Here is a 15,188-nt window from a genome sequence, read left to right as displayed (position 1 = left end):
CGCGTTCTTTACGGATGGCCGCGCAGACTTCATGCTGCCATGCGGAGAGAGGGAGCTGAATGATGACGCCGGTGATCGACAGGATCTTTCGCAGCTTCATCACCGAGGGACGGCTCGATGTCGTCTTTTCGGACGGGTCGCGGCGTACCTATGTCGGCAGGCCGGGGCGGGTCGCGGCGATGCGCATTCTCGCGCCGTCGGTGGAGCGGCGGCTGATCGTCAATCCGGGCCTGGCCTTTGGCGAGGCCTATATGGACGGGCTGGTCGAGCCGGTGGGCTGCACGCTGTACGAATTGCTGGACCTGCTGATGGCCAACAGCATGCGGGCGGGTCATGTCGGCGAGGCCGTGGCGGCGGTGATCCGCTATGGCAAGCGGACCTGGACCCAGTTCAACCCCGCGTCGCGGTCGCGGCGGAACGTGGCGCATCATTACGATCTGAACGGTGCGCTGTACGACCTGTTCCTCGATCGCGACCGGCAATATTCCTGCGCCTATTTTCCGCGCGGGGACGAGACGCTGGAGGAGGCGCAGGTCGCCAAGAAGCGGCATATCGCCGCCAAGCTGCGCCTGGACCGCCCGGACCTGGAGGTGCTGGATATCGGCAGCGGCTGGGGCGGCATGGCGCTGACGCTGGCGCGGGAGCATGGCGCGCGGGTGACCGGCATCACCCTGTCGGAAGAGCAGCTTGCCGTTTCGCGCCGCCGCGCGGCGGAAGAGGGGCTGGCGGAGCGGGTGCGCTTCGAACTGGTGGATTACCGGGACGTGACGCGGCACTTCGACCGCATCGTGTCGGTGGGGATGTTCGAGCATGTCGGGATCGGCCATTATCGGCAGTTCTTCGACAAGGCGCGGGCGATCCTGGCGCCCGACGGGGTGATGCTGCTGCATTCCATCGGCCGGAACGACGGGCCGGGTTCGACCAATCCGTGGATCGACCGCTACATCTTCCCCGGCGGGTATTCGCCGGCGCTGAGCGAGACGCTGGCCGCGATCGAGAAGGCGGGGCTGTGGGTGACGGATTGCGAGGTGCTGCGCCTGCATTACGCGAAGACCATCGCGCATTGGCGCGCGCGTTTCGCCGCCAATCGGGCGCGCGTCGCGGCGCTGTACGACGAGCGGTTCTGCCGGATGTTCGAATTCTACCTGGCCGGGGCGGAACTGTCGTTCCGCGTCCAGGGGCACATGAACTTCCAGTTGCAACTGACGCGTTCGATCGACGCGGTGCCGCTGACGCGGGATTACATGGTCGATGCGGAGCGGGCCGGGTAGGCCGGGCCGGCCGCCCTTGCGGCGTGACAGCGCGCCAGCCGGTCGAATTCGGCGATCGACAGGGTTTCCGCCCGGCGGTCGCCGGCGATGTCGGCTTCGCCCAGCAGGGTTTCGCCGCCGATCGCGCGGAGCGATCCGCGCAGCATCTTGCGCCGCTGGCCGAAGGCCGCCGCCGTGACCTGCTCCATGGCCCGGAACAGCGCGGGTTCGGGCTGGATCGCGTGGGGGATCAGGCTGACCACGGCGGAATGGACCTTGGGCGGCGGCGAGAAGGCGCCCGGCGGGATGCGCATGACCAGGCCTGCCTGGCAGGTCCATTGGGCCAGCACGGCCAGGCGGCCGTAATGGCTGGTGTCGGGGGCGGCGCAGATCCGCTCGCCGACCTCCATCTGGAACATCAGGGTCAGGCGTTCCCACGACGCGGCCTGGCGCAGCCAGCCGACCAGCAGCGGGGTGCCGACATTATAGGGCAGGTTGGCGACGACCTGGCGTGGCGCGGGACAGAGTTCCGCCAGGTCGCGCGTGGTCGCGTCGGCTTCCACCAGCCGCAGCCGGTCGGGGAAGCGGGCGACCAGTTCCGCGATGATGGCGACGGCCCGGCGGTCGATTTCCACCGCCGTCACGCTCGCGGCCGGGGTGGCCAGCAGGGAGCGGGTCAGGCCGCCGGGGCCGGGGCCGACCTCGACCACGTGGCGGCCGGTCAGATCGCCGGCCAGGGCGGCGATCCGCGCGGTGATGCCCGGGTCCAGGAGGAAATGCTGGCCCAGCGCCTTGCGGGCGTCCAGCCCGTGGCGGGCGATGACGTCGCCCAGTTTCTCCTCGCCGGGCGGCGCGACGGCCGGGCCGGTCACACCTTCGACCGGATGTCGATGACGGCGCGGCGGCGCAGGTCGCGGTTCAACTGGCGCGAGGTCTGTTCCACCCGCTCGTTCATCAGCTGGTCGGCGATTTCGCTCGGGGTCTGCTGGGCGAAATTCTTCTGCTGCCGCGAGCAGACCATCAGCACCGCGATGCCGTCGCCCGAGACCAGCGGGCGGCTGGCCTTGTTGGGCGGGAGGTTGGCCAGGATCTGCTGCATCTGCGGGTTGATGCGCTCCAGTTGCAGGTCGCCGGGGTTGGCGGGGCGCTTGTCGCCGTAGCGGTGGTTCGCCGCTTCGAGATCGGGGCAGGAATGCACGGTGGCGGCAAGCTGCTGGGCCTGTTGCAGCATGTCGCGCTGCTGCTCGGAGGGGGCCTGCGGATTGAGCGGCGTGGCGAAGGGCAGGAAGGCCTGGCGCAGCGTCAGCATCGTGCCCATCTGGTGCCCGATGACGCGGCGGCCGTTCAGCGTGGCGATGACATAGCCGCCGGCCACGCGGATGGGGTTGGAGATCGCGCCTTCCGGCATGGCGCGCGCGACGGCGACCACTTCGGGATCCAGGCTGTCTTCCTGCACCCAGCCCATCATGCCGCCTTCCAGCGCCGTCTGGCTCTGCGAGAACTGGGCGGCGACGACGGGGAAGGGCGCGCCGTTGCGCAGTTCCTGGATGATCGTCTGGGTGAATTTAAGCTCGTCCTCGGAATGACGGGCGTCATCGACCGGGATGAAGATTTCGCTCAGCAGATATTGCGGCTTGCCGTCCTCGTGGCGCAGCGCTTCCTCGCGCTGGGCTATCTCGGCGGCGGTGGTGCGGCCGTGCGAGCCCAATTCCTCGCGCAGGACCTGGGTCCAGCCGAGCTGCACCCGGATCTGGTCGATCATGGTGGTCAGGGAAATGCCGTCGGCCGCCAGGCGGTCGCGCAGGGCGTTGTGCGGCATGTTGTTGCGCCGCTCGATATCCGCGATCGACGCGGCGATCTGCTCGGGCGGCACGTTGATGTGGCGCGAGAGCATTTCCTGCTGCCGCAGCCGCTCGTCGATCAACTGGCGCACGATCTGCGGGCGCAGGCGGCTCATCAGGTCGTCGGTCAGTTGCAGGCCGGCGGACATCGCGAACAGCCGGCCGCGATTGTCCACGTCGCGCTGCGTCAGCACCGTGCCGTTGATGACGGCAATGATCGAATCCTGGGGGATCGAATCATCCGCCGCCTCGGCGGCCGGTTTGGCGGCCGCCACGCGCGCGGCGTGGGCCGGCGCGATCGCGCAGGCGGCCCATGCGACCAGTCCGGCGGCCGCGAGGCGGCCGAGGAGGGGTGAGGGGAATCCGGTCGGGGAAAGGCGGCGTCGCATTCTGTTCGGTCTCTCGCGCGTCGGGTCAGCCATGGATACCAAAGGCCCCGATGGTCTTGAAGGTCAGGGTAAACATAATGGTCGAATTGCGCTGTTGGCCGCCGATCGACGTATATTGCTTAATATACATGATATTGAAGGCAAAGCAGTCGTTCTGGTACCCCGCGTTGCCGCCCAGGCTGACGAATTGCTTGCGCGACAGGCTGCGCCGGACGAAACCCGAGAGGGAGTAGCCGCTCCAGTTCGTCGAGGCGCCGAGCGTCAGTTCGTTGGTGCGGACGTAATAGGCGGAGGTCGGGCTGCCGGTATGGAGGTTGGTGGCGTAGTAATAATAGGGGGTTACCGGCTCGTAGACATAGCCGCCGGTGACGTGGAAATGCGTGACTCCGGTGGAAAACAGCGCGTCGCCGAAATCGATGCGCCTGGCGTAGGGGTCGATCCGGGTGCGGCCGGTGAAGTCGACATAGCGGTTGGGGGCGATGCGCGCCCGGGCCACCACGTCGGACAGATGGTGGTTCAGCCCCGAATAGGGGATGCGGTTATGGTCGATATGCTCCTGGATGCTCTCGCCGACCAGCGTGTCGACTTCATGCCCGTTCCAGGTCCAGTTGCCGTGGACGCCGATATTGCCGCGCAGGCCGCCGTCCAGGCGGTCGGTCCCCGGATAGCGGTTGAGCGAGAACAGGGTCGAGTCGGTGAACTCGTAGGACAGGCTGTCCTCGTTGGGCATGTTGCGGGTGGTGCTGTTGCCGCTGTTGGGCGCCGCGATGACCTGCGCGATCGGTTCGAGGATCTGGGTGCCGCCGCCATGCTGGAAGGTACGCAGGAACGGCCAGTTCATCTTCAGCGCCACGGTCGGCAGGACCTGGCCGGTCACCACGGCGCGGCGGGTCGCCGTGGCGGCGTAGAGCGGCTGTTCGTTCAGGCTGGTGGCGCGATGGAGGGTCGATTCCAGGTGAAGGGTCAGCATCCAGAGCTGGCCCAGCCGGTTATGGAACGGCCGGTCCCAGTTCGCGGAGAGTTGCCCGCGCTGGTCCGAGACGCCGTTCTGGCGGTAGACGTAGAAATCGGTGGTGTCCAGCGCCAGCCGCCCGCCCAGCGCGTCGGGCTGGCCGAAATAGCTGAACGTGTAGCGCGGCAGGACCCAGGGCAGGTCGCTGTTGCGGATGACGCCCTGGTTCAGGCCCTGGTAGGCCTGCGCGTCGACCCGCGAATAGGACCCCGTGCCGAATCCTTCGAGGAAGATGTTCGATGTCAGCGTTTCCTGGCCGTAGCCGGTGACGCGGTAGTCGCGCATGTAGTTGGCGGAGGTGGTGAGGTTGATGTTCATCCCCGTCCGCCATTCGCGCGAGATCGAGGCCTGGCCCTGGGCGAAGATGTAGCCCTGCACCCCGTGCTCGTTGCCCGAGCCGCTCGTGTTGCCGAACGTGTTGATATACTGCTCGGCGTGATGGGTGTCGTAGGCGAGGCCGGCCAGGATGTTGAGCGTGCCCCAGTTGAAGACGTTGCGATACTGGCTGCTGACCTGCGGGCCGGTGCGCGTGGAGACCAGCCCCTGGACCGTCAGGTCGGACTGGCCGTCGATCACCCAGTAATAGGGGATGGTGAGATAGGCCCCCAGATACCGGTCGTGCGGCGTGATGCCGGGGGTCAGGAAGCCGCTCTGCCGCCGGACCGACGGGTCGGACATCGAGAAGGCCGGCAGGTACATGACCGGGATGCCGAACAGGTCGAGATAGGCATCGCGGAATTCGATGCGCCTGTGCTCGGTATCGTCGATCGCGTCATAGGCCCGCAACTGCCAGAAGGGCGGGCGGGCGGGGTGCCTGGCGCAGATCTCGCAGGCGGTATAGACGGCGCGCGCCATGTCGTTGACACGCGCGCCGGTGCGGCGCATGCCGTTGGCGGCGAGCCTGGCATTGTCGGCCATCAGCGCGTGCAGCCTGGTCATGATGCCGTCGCGCATGCCGTTGCTGAGTTCGGCGTAGTCGCTGAACAGCACGGTGCCGTCGGCCTCGACGATCGCGACGTGGCCGTGCGCGGCGGCGATGCCGGTGTTGCGGTCGTAGGTGACGGTGTCGGCGCGCAGCACGTGGTCGTTCTGCCAGATCTGGACATTGCCCGACCAGGTCACGATCCCTCGCGCATTGTCGTAGGAGACCGTGTCGGCCTGGAACGTCACCGGGTCCTTCTGCGAGACCGGCGTGCCGGCGTCGACATGGACCGGGTGGACCTGGGCGTGGGCGCGATGGACCTGGATGGCCGCCCCCACCAGCGTGCCGCCGAGCATGCTGGCGGCCAGCAGCGACCTGCGCGCCTGCGGGGACCGGCCCGCGACGGGGCGAAACAGGCTGCTGGACGGGAGGATGGGCATCATCCGTCTTCTAGATGAAGCAGGAGAGAAACTGCAAGGCAGAGACCCGCCCCGGTCGGGGCCCAGGCCGCCAGAATCGGCGGCATGGCCCCGGATTCGCCGAACTGGGCCGCCACCTTGGACACCGTGAACAGCGCGAAGCCCGCCGCCACCCCGCCGAAGACCATGCGCGCGACGCCGCCGCGCCGGGTCGGGCGCATCGAGAACCCCGCCGCGACCAGGGCCATGGTGCCGGCCAGGATGGGCAGCGTCAGCAGCGACTGGAAATGCAGCCGGTGCCGGATGGAGGAGAAGCCCGAGCGTTCCAGGAGGGAGATGAAGCCCGGCAGCGCCCAGACCGACAGGGTGTCGGGCGAGGCGAAGCTTTCCTGCACCCGCGAGAGCGTCAGTTCGGTGGGCAGCGTGAACCGCCCCACCTGGATGGGCAGCCGGTCGGGCCGGATGGTGCGGGTCTCGTCGAGCACCCATTCTCCGTTGCCCAGATGGCCGGTCGGCGCCTCCGCGCGGAGGATCATGCGGTCGGCGTCGTCGAGCCGGAAGAGGCTGACGCCGCTGATCCGCAGCACGCCGTCCTGCAGATGCACCGCGCGCGCGTGCAGGATCGCCACCCCGTGGGGTACCAACCCGTTGTCGGCCTGGCGGATCCACAGCGCGCCGTCGGCCAGGTTCAGCGGGCCGCCGCTGCGCAGATAGACATGGTCCAGCGTCTCGGCCCGCCGGTACATGACCGAGGACAGCGGCGACAGTCCCCCGGTGGCCAGCGCCCCGATCAGCAGCGCGCAGGCCAGCGGGCCGGTCAGGAACTGCCAGGCCGAAATGCCGGCGGCGCGCGCCACGATCAGTTCGGACGAGCGCGTCAGGCGCCAGAAGCAGACGATGCCGCCCAGCAGCACGCCGAAGGGCAGGATCTCGATCATGAAATAGGGGATGTGCAGGAACGCGATCTCGCTGACCAGGCTGGTCGGGACGTTGGGGCGCGTCGCGACCCGCCGCAGCAGGTCGATGAAATCGAACAGCGAGACCAGGCCGGTCAGCGACAGGATCATCGCCATGACCGCCAGCATGAACTGCCGCGCGATATAGAAGGACAGGGTGACCGAGACGGTCATGGCCGGGGGGCCCGGCCCGGCGCGGCGGGGGCCAGAAGCGACGCGGCCATCGCCTGCTGCCGCTGGCGCCATTCCGGCAGGAACAGCACGATCGCGCACAGGGCGCCCGGCACGATCGCCTCGATCCACATCAGGGGCATCAGGCGGGGATTGCGGCCGGCGAGGTTCTGCACCATCAGGCTGGCCGCCAGCAGGCATACCACGCTCATGATCGCGGTGAACGGGCGCAGGATGTTGCCGTGCCGCGAGAAACTGCCGCGCAGCACGCTGACCAGCCCGATCATCGCGAACGAGAAGGCGGTGAAGGGCGAGGTCAGGCGCCGCCAGGCCTCGACCGCGAACTTGCCGCGATCGCGGGCCGGGACCAGGCGGGGGTCGGGATGCAGCAGCTCGTGCAGCGACATTTCGCTGGAGTCGCGGTAGCGGACCTGGTCGCCGGGGGGCGTGGTCAGGTCGATGGTGTTGCGCGCGAAGGTCAGCACGTTCAGCCGCCCCGTCCGGCGGTCGATTTCCTGCCGCGAGCCGTCGAACAGGACCACGCGGGGCTGGTCGTTGACGACCAGCATCGTGCCGCGCTCGGCCAGGATGGTCGACGGGTTGTCGGGCTGGCGGCCGTCCTCGACCATGATGCCGTGCAGCGTGCCGTCGGGATCGCGGGACCGCACATAGACCGTCATGGTAGCCGACAGCGGGGTGAAGACGCCGTCCTGCAACATGAAGGCGGCGATGCGGTTGCGGATCTGGAATTCATATTGCTTGAACGCGTGGAAGGCCTGCGGGACGATCCAGAGATTCAGCATCAGGCACAGCAGCACAGACGCCGCGGCGCAGATCAGGGCGGGCCGCGCGACGCGGAAGGGCGACAGGCCCGCCGCGCGCATGACCGTCAGCTCGCGGTCGCCGGCCAGGCGCTGATAGACGAACTGCACCACCACGAAGGTGGTGATCGGCAGGATGATGGCGACGAAGGACGGCACCAGCAGGCTGGTCAGTTCGATGAAGACCCGCAGCGACAGGCCGCGTTCGACCACCAGCGAGACGAAGCGCAGCGACTGGGTCAGCCAGATCAGGGCGGCCAGGCCGCCCGTGGTCGCCGCCAGGGCCGTCAGAAGCTGCCGCAGCACGTAGCGGTCGAGCATCGGCAGATGCGCCCTTGGCGGACGTCTGATTGCGGATCGGGCGAACGGCATAGGTTTGTGTAGCTCCCCGGAGAAGGCGGTGAAAGCCCCCGCGCCCGGCTGTTGTGGGACCGTTACGGCCATCCGTCCCGACAGTTCCCGCGCGGCGGCCCGCTAGCCGGCGGAGGGAAACAGCGTGCCGGGATTCATCAGCCCCAGCGGGTCGATCGCGTCCTTGATCCGGCGCATGGTGGCCAGTTCGGCCCCGCCGCGCCAGTCGGGCATCATGTAGGGCTTCAGGCGTCCGACCCCGTGCTCGGCCGAGAACGAGCCGTCCAGGTCGCGCACGATGGCGGCAACCGTGTCCATGATCCGGTGATCCTGCGCCAGGAACGCGGCCGGGTCCATGCCCTCGGGCTGGACCAGGTTGAAATGGATGTTGCCGTCGCCGATATGGCCGAACGGCGCGGGCCGGATGCCGGGGACGAGGGCGGCGCAGGCGGCGGTGGCGCGGGCGATCAGCTCAGGCACGCGCGAGACGGGGACCGACACGTCGTTCTTCACGCTGGCACCCGCGCGGCGCTGGGCCTCGGCATGTTCCTCGCGCAGTTTCCACAGCGCCAGGCGCTGGCCCTCGCTTTCCGCGATCACGGCGTCGCTGACCGTGCCGGTCTCGAACATGCCGGCCAGCACGTCCTCCAGCGCCGCGCGCAGGCCGGCGTCGCGGCGCGGGGTCGCCAGTTCCACCAGCACATAGGCCGGGGCGGGCTCGGCCAGCGGCAGGCTGGTGCCGGGCACCAGCCGCGTGACCAGGTCCATGCCCGCGCCCGACATGTATTCGAACGCCTGGATCAGCGCCGGATCGTGGTCGCGGAACGCGGCGAAGAGCGCCAGCGCCGCCCCGGCATCGGCCACCGCGCACAGCGCGGCCTCGACGGCGCGCGGCTGGGGCTGCAATTGCAGGATCGCGGAGGTGATGAAGCCGAGCGTGCCCTCGGAGCCCACGAAGAGCTGGCGCAGCGCATAGCCCGTATTGTCCTTGCGCAGGCGGCGCAGGCCGTGGAAGACGCCGCCGTCGGGCAGCACGACCTCCAGCCCCAGCACCAGCTCGCGCGCGTTGCCGTAGCGCACGGTATTGTTGCCGCCCGCGTTGGTGGCCAGCACGCCGCCGATCTGGGCCGAGCCCTCCGACGAGATCGAGAGCGGCAGCATCAGGCCGGCTTCGCGCGCGGCGTCCTGCGCCGCCTTCAGCGTCACGCCGGCTTCGACCTCCATCGTATGGTCCAGCGGGTCGATCCGCCGGACACGGTTCATCCGTGACAGGCAGACCACGATGGCCCGCCCGCTATCGTCCGGCGTGGCCCCGCCGACCATGCTGGTATTGCCGCCCTGCGGGACCATCGCGACCCCCGCGCCGGCGCACAGCGCGACGGCCTCGGCCAGTTCGGCGGTGCCGGCCGGGCGCAGGATGGCCGCTGCCCGGCCGTGATACAGCGAGCGCCAGTCGGTGCAGTACGGCGCGATGTCGGGCTCCGCGGTCAGGATGCCCGATGGCCCCAGCAGGCGCGCCAGACGGGCCAGCAGATCGGCGGTCGGCGAGGCGGAGGGCGGGGTGACGGTCATGGCGGGGTTTCCGGTGGCGATGGAGGATCGGCGCGGGCCGCGGCGCGGCCTGTCTTGGGGCAGAAGGACGGGCGTGGCAATCTTCCGCCGGCGCGGTCAGTTCAGCGCGGTCGTCCTGAGCGGGAGGGCGGGCACATCCATCGCGCGCACCATGCCCATGCCGATCGCGCCCGCCAGGGCCCCGACGGCGAGGGCCAGCGCGACCGTCGAGCGGCGGCCCCGCGCGGGACGGGCCCGCATGACGGAGAGGGCGGCCTGGGTTTCGGCGCGGGCCTGCTGGGTCAGATAGAGCTGCGAGCGCAGTTCCTCGTTGCGGGCCCGGGCGCTGCGCAGGTCGAGATCGAGCCGGTTGACGCTTTCGGTCAGTTGCAGGATCCGCGCCCGGGCCGCCTGCATGTCCTCGGCCGCCGCCGACGAGGCGGCGCGGGACGCGCGCGGCCGGGGCGGCGGGCGCGGTGGCGGATTGGGGGCGAGGGCGGTGAACAGGTTTTTCAGCGCCCCGCCGGTCGTGCCGTTGCGGCGGGCGCGGTTGCGGATGGCATCGAGCGCGTTCGCTGATTGCCCGGGATGGTCCTCCAGGACCAGTGCCAGGATATCCGCCAGGATCTTCAGTTCCTTGGGGTCGAGTTTGTCGCTCATGGCGGAGGCGTCACGCGGGGCGGGGAGAGGCGGCGCGGCGCAGGCGGTCGCGGATGGCGAGGCCCAGGCCCGCGCGCGGGATCGGCATCGCGGCGATGCGCGTCAGGCCGCGCCGCGCGCCCTCGCTGTCCAGGAAGCGCAGGCCGGCGAACAGGCGGGCGGCGGCTTCGTCCAGCGCGCCGGAGGGGCTGAGATTCCAGACCAGTCCGGCCCCGGGCACTTCCGGCCCGAAGGCCAGCAGGGCTTCGTCGGCGGCGACCGCGTGCGCGTCCAGCCGCACCGGCAGGGCGGGGGCGTAGTGCGATTCCATCCGCCCCGGCGAGACGGGCAGCGTGTCGGCGTAGTCGTCGGGATGCGAGATCGGGCCGCAGACCTCCGCCAGGGCCTCGATGGTGATGCCGCCGGGGCGCAGCAGCATCGGCGCGGTGCCCGTCAGGTCGAGGACCGTGCTTTCGACCCCGACCTGGCACGGCCCGGAATCCACCACCGCGTCGATGCGGCCGGCCAGGCCGCGCAGGACATGAAACGCGTCCGACGGGCTGACCCTGCCCGACAGGTTGGCCGACGGGGCCGCGACCGGGCGCCCCGTGGCGCGCAGCAGGGCGGCGGCGACCGCGCCGCGCGGCACGCGGACCGCCACCGAGGGCAGGCCGGCGGCCGCCAGGTCCGAGATCGTGCTGCCGGGCTGGCGCGGCAGGACCAGCGTCAGCGGGCCGGGCCAGAACCGGTCGGCCAGCCGGCGGGCGAGATCGTCGGGCAGGGCCTGGGCGAACGCGGATTCGGCATCGGGGAAATGGCTGATCAGCGGATTGAAGCGCGGGCGTTCCTTGGCGGCGAAGATCCCGGCCACGGCCGTATCGTTGGTCGCGTCGGCGCCGAGCCCGTAGACGGTCTCGGTCCCGAATGCCACAAGCCCGCCCGCCCGCAGCAGCTCGGCCGCGCGCGCGATGCCCGCGTCGTTTGCCTCCAGACGTTCCGTCATCTCCCCCTCTGCCCGTCCCGTTCGTCACCGATCATGTCGTCGATCATAACGCGTCACGCGCCTGATTGCTCCCGCTTTCCGGCGCAGATGAAATGCGGGTTGCGCCAGTCGGGCTTGCCGTAGCGCAGCGGTGTGCCGTCCATCGCCATGACGCTGCCGCCGGCGGCCTCGACGATGACCTGGGGGGCGGCGGTATCCCATTCCATCGTGGTGCCCAGGCGCGGATACAGGTCGGCCGCGCCCTCGGCCACGCGGATGAATTTGGCGGCGGAGCCGATATTGCCGATATGGGCGATCCGCCGGCCGCCGAGGAACGCGGACAGGCGCGGATCGTCGGCATAATGGCGCGAGGCCAGCACCGTCAGCCCCTCGGGCGGTACCGCGCGCGCATGAATGGCGTGTGCGCCATCGGCGTCGATGCGGCGCGCGCCGGTGCCGACATGGCCGGCGTAAAGCTGGTGATAGGCCGGCAGGGCCACCGCGCCCAGCACGGCGCGGCCGTCGCGGACCAGGCCGATATTGACGGTGAAATCGTCCCGCCCGGCCGCGAATTCGCGCGTGCCGTCCAGCGGATCGACCAGCCAGAAAATATGGCCGCCCGCGATGCGGATGCCGGCGGCGGCCTCTTCCTCGGCGATCACGGGAATGTCCGGCGCGAAGGCGCGCAGGCCGGCCAGGATATGGGCCTCGGCCGCGTGATCGGCCTCGGTCACCGGGGACGAGTCGGATTTCGTCACGGTTTCGAACCCGCGCGCGCGGATGGCGCGGATCAGTTCGGCGGCCTCGTCGGCCAGCCTGGTCGCCAGGTCCAGCAGCGCGTCGTCGCCGGGATGGTGCGGGGAGGAAGGGTTCATGGGTCCATCGGATTAGCCCACTCGCGGCCGCGCGTCATGCGCCTTTCTTGCGGTTCCGGCGCCGCTTGGACAGATGCGCCCGCATGCGGCATGCTGCGGCCCCTGTCCGACCGATCGTTGCGGAGTATCCAGCGCCATGTTGCAGACGGTTTTTTCCGACGCCGCCCTTCCCGTCGATGGCGTCCTGGCCATCCTGGTGCCCGAGGACGGGCCGCGCCCGGCCTCCTACGTCGCGGCCGACCGGGCGACCGGCGGCGCGCTGGAGCGCGCGGTGGGGGCGGATTCGTTCTCGTTCGGTGCCGGACGCACCTGCATGCTGCTGGCGCCGGGGGGCGGGTTCGATCGTGTTCTGCTGGTCGGTCTGGGCAAGGCCGCCGAGATCGGCGCCCGGGTCGTCGAGAACGCGGCCGGCGCCGCCGTCGCGGCGCTGGGCAAGCTGGCGGACGCGGCGCGGATCGCGGCCGACGGCATCGCGCCCGGGCTGGCGGCGCATGTCGCCCAGGGGGCGGTGCTGACGGCGTTCCGCTTCGACACCTATCATACCCGCATGCCCGAAGATGCGCGGTGGCGCCTGACGCGGGTGGAAATCCTGACCCCGGATGCCGCCGGGGCCGAGGCCGCCTGGACGGACCTGTCCGCCGTGGCGCGGGGCGTCTATCTGGCCCGCGACCTGGTCAGCGAGCCGGCGAACGTCCTGCGGCCGCCGGAATTCGTCACCCGGATCGAGGCGCTGCGCGAGCTGGGGGTGGAGGTCGAGATCCTGGATCGCGATGCGATGGCCGAACTGGGCTTCGGCGCGCTGCTGGGCGTCGGGCAGGCCAGCGATGCCCCGTCATACACCGCGCTGATGCGCTGGAACGGCGCCGGGGACGAGTCGGCGCCGCTGGCCTTCGTCGGCAAGGGCGTGACCTTCGATTCCGGCGGCATTTCGATCAAGCCCGCGGGCGGCATGGAGGAGATGAAGACCGACATGGCGGGCGCGGCCGCCGTGGTGGGGCTGGTCGCGGCGCTGGCCGGCCGCGGGGCGCGGGTCAATGTCGTGGGGGCGGTCGGGCTGGTGGAGAACATGCTGGCCGGCAATGCCCAGCGTCCGGGCGACGTGGTGCGGACCTGTTCGGGGCAGACGGTCGAGGTGATCAATACCGATGCCGAGGGGCGGCTCGTGCTGGCCGACGTGCTGTGGTACGTGCAGCAGCGCTTCACGCCGCGCCTGATGGTCGACCTGGCGACGCTGACGGGGGCGATCGTCGTCGGGCTGGGGCATGACTATGCCGGCCTGTTCTCGAACGACGACACGCTGGCCGGGCGGCTGGCGGCGGCCGGCGAGGACACGGGCGAGTTGCTGTGGCGCATGCCCCTGGCCGATTCCTATCGCGAGGCGCTGCGCTCGGACATCGCGGATTTCAAGAATGTCGGCGGCCGGCCGGGCGGCGCGATCACGGCGGCCAAGTTCCTGGAACAGTTCGTCAACCAGGTGCCGTGGGCTCACCTGGACATCGCCGGCACCGCCTGGGCCCGGAAGGCCGCGCCCTGCGCGCCCAAGGGGGCCACGGGCTTCGGCGTGCGCCTGCTGGACCGTTTCGTGCGCGACCATCACGAGGGCTGAGCGGGGTCGCGGCCGGCCATGGCGGAGATCGGTTTCTATCATCTGACGCGCACCAGCGTCGAACAGGCATTGCCGGCCCTGCTGGGACGGACGCTGGAATCCGGGCGGCGGGCCGTCCTGCGCTGCGGCGACGCGCAACGGGTCAAGGCGATCGACGAGGCGCTGTGGCGCGCCGCCGATCCGGTGTGGCTGCCGCATGGCAGCGCGGCGATGGGGCATGGGCCGTTGCAGCCGATCTGGCTGACGGCGGGAGACGATGTGCCGAACGGGGCGACCTACCTGTTCCTGGTCGATGGGGTGAACTGTCCCGACGCCGCCGCGTTCGAACGGGTGTTCGACCTCTTCGACGGGGGCGATCCGCAGGACGTGGAAGCGGCCCGCGGGCGTTGGACGCGGGCCCGCGAGGCGGGCCACACGCTCGTCTACTGGCGGCAGGAGGCCAGGGGCTGGGCCCGGGGAGGGCGTTAGCGCCGGATCGCGGTCCGGCGCGTCGGATCCGCATGGAAAGGTCGCTGGGCAATGGTCAATTCCGTCACGTTTCCCGATGGCGCGTGTCAGCCGGCGCTGGGCATGGGGACCTGGGCGCTGGGCGACGCCGCCGGGCGGCGGGAGCAGGAGATCGCGAGCCTGCGGCTGGGCCTGGATCTGGGGTTGCGGGTGATCGACACCGCCGAGATGTACGGGGCGGGCCGGTCGGAGCGGCTGGTGGGCGAGGCGATCGCCGGGCGGCGGGACGAGGTGTTCCTGGTGACCAAGATCCTGCCTTCCAACGCTTCCCGCGCCGGGGTGGCGGAGCATTGCCGGGCGTCGCTGCGGCGTCTGGGGACCGACCGCGTTGACCTGTATCTGTTGCACTGGCGGGGAGGCGTGCCGCTGGAGGAGACGGTCGAGGCGTTCGAGCGGCTGAGGCGCGACGGGCTGATCGGCGCCTGGGGTGTGTCGAATTTCGATGTCGGGGACCTGGACGATCTGGCGCGCGCCGGCGCGGCCGGGTCGTGCGCGGCCAACCAGATCCTCTACAGCCTGGACTATCGCGGGGTGGAATTCGACCTGCTGGAGGCCGATCGGCGGCGGTCCATCGTCACCATGGCCTATTCCCCGCTGGGGCAGGGCGGCGACCTGCTGCGCCAGCCGGTGCTGGAGCGGATCGCGGGGCGGCATGAGACCAGCCTGGGGCCCGCGACCCCGGCGCAGGTGGCGCTGGCCTGGGTGCTGCGGCAGCCCGGCGTGCTGGCGATTCCCAAGGCCGGCGGCGTGGCGCACATGCGCGAGAACGCGGCGGCGGCCGAGCTGGTGCTGACGGCGGAGGATCTGGAGGCGATCGACCGGTCGATCCCGCCGCCGCGCCGCAAGGTTCCCCTCGCCATGATCTGAGCGGCATGGTTTGATGGCGGTTCGATCGG

The 15,188-nt window shown here is 70.3% G+C and carries 13 protein-coding genes; 4 read left to right on the top strand and 9 right to left on the bottom strand.

The window, feature by feature from the left end; genetic code table 11:
- The first annotated feature begins 62 nt into the window (after positions 1 to 62).
- Complete coding sequence (locus HLH48_RS18725) at positions 63 to 1,271, top strand: SAM-dependent methyltransferase (RefSeq protein ID WP_182999013.1); 1,209 nt, start codon at positions 63 to 65, stop codon at positions 1,269 to 1,271.
- Here the strand turns inward: HLH48_RS18725 and rsmA are convergent.
- The 9 genes from rsmA to cysQ form a co-directional block, all read right to left on the bottom strand.
- Positions 1,241 to 2,122, bottom strand: a complete 882-nt coding sequence (rsmA, locus tag HLH48_RS18720; protein WP_264812244.1) for a 16S rRNA (adenine(1518)-N(6)/adenine(1519)-N(6))-dimethyltransferase RsmA — start codon at positions 2,120 to 2,122, stop codon at positions 1,241 to 1,243. The genes HLH48_RS18725 and rsmA overlap by 31 nt on opposite strands.
- Entirely contained in the window at positions 2,119 to 3,480 is a 1,362-nt protein-coding gene (locus tag HLH48_RS18715; RefSeq protein ID WP_246387525.1) for a peptidylprolyl isomerase, read from the bottom strand. The genes rsmA and HLH48_RS18715 overlap by 4 nt, the downstream gene beginning before the upstream one ends.
- A gap of 25 nt (positions 3,481 to 3,505) precedes the next feature.
- Positions 3,506 to 5,857, bottom strand: coding sequence for an LPS-assembly protein LptD (locus HLH48_RS18710; protein WP_182998994.1), 2,352 nt, complete (start codon positions 5,855 to 5,857; stop codon positions 3,506 to 3,508).
- Positions 5,854 to 6,963, bottom strand: coding sequence for an LPS export ABC transporter permease LptG (gene lptG, locus HLH48_RS18705; RefSeq protein ID WP_182998993.1), 1,110 nt, complete (start codon positions 6,961 to 6,963; stop codon positions 5,854 to 5,856). Before lptG ends, HLH48_RS18710 begins: the two co-directional genes overlap by 4 nt.
- The gene (gene lptF / locus HLH48_RS18700; RefSeq protein WP_246387523.1) at positions 6,960 to 8,102 is read right to left on the bottom strand and encodes an LPS export ABC transporter permease LptF; all 1,143 of its coding nucleotides are present in this window, start codon (positions 8,100 to 8,102) and stop codon (positions 6,960 to 6,962) included. Before lptF ends, lptG begins: the two co-directional genes overlap by 4 nt.
- Before the next feature lie 153 nt (positions 8,103 to 8,255).
- Entirely contained in the window at positions 8,256 to 9,704 is a 1,449-nt protein-coding gene (locus HLH48_RS18695) for an FAD-binding oxidoreductase (RefSeq protein ID WP_182998991.1), read from the bottom strand.
- 96 nt (positions 9,705 to 9,800) lie between these two features.
- Entirely contained in the window at positions 9,801 to 10,343 is a 543-nt protein-coding gene (locus tag HLH48_RS18690; RefSeq protein WP_182998990.1) for a hypothetical protein, read from the bottom strand.
- Positions 10,344 to 10,353: 10 nt separating this feature from the next.
- Positions 10,354 to 11,325, bottom strand: coding sequence for an L-threonylcarbamoyladenylate synthase (locus HLH48_RS18685; protein WP_182998989.1), 972 nt, complete (start codon positions 11,323 to 11,325; stop codon positions 10,354 to 10,356).
- Positions 11,326 to 11,378: 53 nt separating this feature from the next.
- A complete protein-coding gene (gene cysQ / locus HLH48_RS18680) occupies positions 11,379 to 12,179 on the bottom strand; it encodes a 3'(2'),5'-bisphosphate nucleotidase CysQ (RefSeq protein ID WP_182998988.1) in 801 nt (266 codons plus the stop codon).
- A 136-nt stretch (positions 12,180 to 12,315) separates the two neighbouring features.
- Between cysQ and HLH48_RS18675 the strand changes: the two genes are divergently transcribed.
- From HLH48_RS18675 to HLH48_RS18665, 3 genes are read left to right on the top strand one after another with little or no spacing between them, the layout of a single operon-like run.
- A complete protein-coding gene (locus tag HLH48_RS18675; protein WP_182998987.1) occupies positions 12,316 to 13,785 on the top strand; it encodes a leucyl aminopeptidase in 1,470 nt (489 codons plus the stop codon).
- Between the two features lie 18 nt (positions 13,786 to 13,803).
- A complete protein-coding gene (locus HLH48_RS18670) occupies positions 13,804 to 14,253 on the top strand; it encodes a DNA polymerase III subunit chi (protein ID WP_182998986.1) in 450 nt (149 codons plus the stop codon).
- Positions 14,254 to 14,304: 51 nt separating this feature from the next.
- Entirely contained in the window at positions 14,305 to 15,159 is an 855-nt protein-coding gene (locus tag HLH48_RS18665; RefSeq protein ID WP_182998985.1) for an aldo/keto reductase, read from the top strand.
- Positions 15,160 to 15,188 lie beyond the last annotated feature (29 nt).

It is taken from the genome of Gluconacetobacter sacchari (genome assembly GCF_014174255.1).
GTDB lineage: Bacteria > Pseudomonadota > Alphaproteobacteria > Acetobacterales > Acetobacteraceae > Gluconacetobacter > Gluconacetobacter sacchari.
This window is presented reverse-complemented; position numbering and strand designations above follow the sequence as displayed.

Bases quoted from the DNA above. Each gene is read 5' to 3' on its own strand.
- HLH48_RS18725 (WP_182999013.1), top strand. From the start codon at position 63: ATGACGCCGGTGATCGACAGGATCTTTCGCAGCTTCATCACCGAGGGA.
- HLH48_RS18715 (WP_246387525.1), bottom strand. From the start codon at position 3,480: ATGCGACGCCGCCTTTCCCCGACCGGATTCCCCTCACCCCTCCTCGGC.
- HLH48_RS18710 (WP_182998994.1), bottom strand. From the start codon at position 5,857: ATGATGCCCATCCTCCCGTCCAGCAGCCTGTTTCGCCCCGTCGCGGGC.
- lptG (WP_182998993.1), bottom strand. From the start codon at position 6,963: ATGACCGTCTCGGTCACCCTGTCCTTCTATATCGCGCGGCAGTTCATG.
- lptF (WP_246387523.1), bottom strand. From the start codon at position 8,102: ATGCTCGACCGCTACGTGCTGCGGCAGCTTCTGACGGCCCTGGCGGCG.
- HLH48_RS18695 (WP_182998991.1), bottom strand. From the start codon at position 9,704: ATGACCGTCACCCCGCCCTCCGCCTCGCCGACCGCCGATCTGCTGGCC.
- HLH48_RS18690 (WP_182998990.1), bottom strand. From the start codon at position 10,343: ATGAGCGACAAACTCGACCCCAAGGAACTGAAGATCCTGGCGGATATC.
- HLH48_RS18685 (WP_182998989.1), bottom strand. From the start codon at position 11,325: ATGACGGAACGTCTGGAGGCAAACGACGCGGGCATCGCGCGCGCGGCC.
- cysQ (WP_182998988.1), bottom strand. From the start codon at position 12,179: ATGAACCCTTCCTCCCCGCACCATCCCGGCGACGACGCGCTGCTGGAC.
- HLH48_RS18675 (WP_182998987.1), top strand. From the start codon at position 12,316: ATGTTGCAGACGGTTTTTTCCGACGCCGCCCTTCCCGTCGATGGCGTC.
- HLH48_RS18670 (WP_182998986.1), top strand. From the start codon at position 13,804: ATGGCGGAGATCGGTTTCTATCATCTGACGCGCACCAGCGTCGAACAG.
- HLH48_RS18665 (WP_182998985.1), top strand. From the start codon at position 14,305: ATGGTCAATTCCGTCACGTTTCCCGATGGCGCGTGTCAGCCGGCGCTG.